Source organism: Nodosilinea sp. LEGE 07088 (assembly GCF_015207395.1).
Lineage (GTDB): Bacteria > Cyanobacteriota > Cyanobacteriia > Phormidesmidales > Phormidesmidaceae > Nodosilinea.
The window spans coordinates 1-1,756 of record NZ_JADEWX010000362.1; the positions used below are offsets into that span (position 1 = coordinate 1).

The window sequence follows — 1,756 nt, forward strand, 5'->3', positions numbered from 1 at the left end:
CCCCATCCCTCCCCAAGATCCACCGCTGCTTCACCGATACCCTGGGCGACGCCGAAGTCTTCCCCCGCTTGCACCTGTCCGAGATTTCCGAGGCCAGCCAGGGGTTAAATCTTTCTAGTCGCCCGGTGCCCGCGATTCCCCACCAATTTGGCAAGCTGGCGGAGACGATTCGCAGTGAGACCAAGCGCAAGCACGCTGTCTGGCTGGCCTCAGCCCAGCCCTCCCGTTCCGTAGCGCTGCTGCAAGAGCATGACTGCCCAGCCCAGTTCATTCCCAATCCTAAGGACTTCAACGCGATCGACAAGCTGCACACCCAGCATGTGCCGGTGGCGGTCAAGTACTCGGGTCTGGCAGAGCTGGAGGGGTTTGTGCTGCCCACCTTCCGCATTGCGGTGGTGACCGACCGCGAGTTTTTTGGCCAGCACACCCTGGCGACCGGGGGCTACGTGCGCAAACGCCGCCGCGCCGCCTCTAAACAGGTCGACCCCAACAAAATGAAACCGGGGGATTTTGTCGTCCACCGCAGCCACGGCATCGGCAAGTTTATCAAGCTCGAAAGCCTGGTGCTCAACTACGAAACCCGCGACTACCTGGTGATTCAGTACGCCGACGGGCTGCTGCGGGTAGCGGCGGATCAGGTAGGGTCGCTGTCACGCTATCGGGCTGCCAGCGGTAACGCGCCAGTACTCAACAAAATGACCAGTACTGCCTGGGAAAAGACCAAGGGCCGGGCCAAGAAAGCGATTCAAAAGGTCGCAGTGGACCTGCTCAAGCTCTATGCCCAGCGGGCCAAAATGGAGGGCTTTGCCTACCCCCTCGACATGCCCTGGCAGCAGGAGCTGGAAGACTCGTTCCCCTATCAGCCCACCCCCGATCAGCTCAAGGCGGTGCAAGATGTGAAGCGCGACATGGAGAGCGATCGCCCTATGGATCGCCTGATCTGCGGTGATGTGGGCTTTGGCAAAACCGAGGTTGCTCTGCGGGCCATCTTCAAAGCCGTCACGGCGGGTAAACAGGTGGCCCTGCTGGCTCCCACTACTATTCTCACCCAGCAGCACTACCACACCCTCAAAGAGCGCTTCGCCCCCTACCCAATTCAGGTGGGGCTGCTCAACCGTTTCCGCACCCAGAACGAGAAAAAAGAGATCTTGCAGCGGCTGAAGACCGGTGAGCTGGATGTAGTGGTGGGTACCCATCAGCTGCTGGGCAAAGGCATCGACTTCAAAAGCCTGGGCCTGCTGGTGGTAGATGAAGAGCAGCGCTTTGGCGTCAACCAAAAGGAGCGCATCAAAGCCCTCAAAACCCAGGTGGATGTGCTCACCCTCAGCGCCACCCCCATCCCTCGCACCCTCTACATGGCTCTCTCCGGCGTGCGCGAAATGAGCCTGATCACTACGCCGCCGCCGTCCCGCCGCCCGATTAAAACCCACCTGTCGCCCCTCGACCCCGAAGCCATTCGCACCGCCATTCGCCAGGAACTAGACCGGGGTGGTCAGGTGTTCTACGTGGTGCCTAGAGTTGAGGGCATTGAGGACATTTCCGCCAAAATTCGGGAGATGGTGCCGACGGCCCGCATCGCGATCGCCCACGGCCAGATGGATGAAGGCGAGCTGGAATCCACCATGCTCACCTTTAGCAATGGCGATGCCGAGATTTTAGTCTGCACCACCATCATCGAGTCGGGCCTCGATATTCCTCGGGTTAATACCATTTTGGTGGAAGATGCCCACCGCTTTGGCCTCTCCCAGCTCTACCA

At 60.1% G+C, this 1,756-nt stretch carries 1 protein-coding gene; it reads left to right on the plus strand.

The features are described 5' to 3' along the window. A partial coding sequence (locus tag IQ254_RS30990) for a DEAD/DEAH box helicase (protein WP_193969976.1) occupies nt 1–1,756 on the plus strand: 1,756 nt, incomplete at both ends.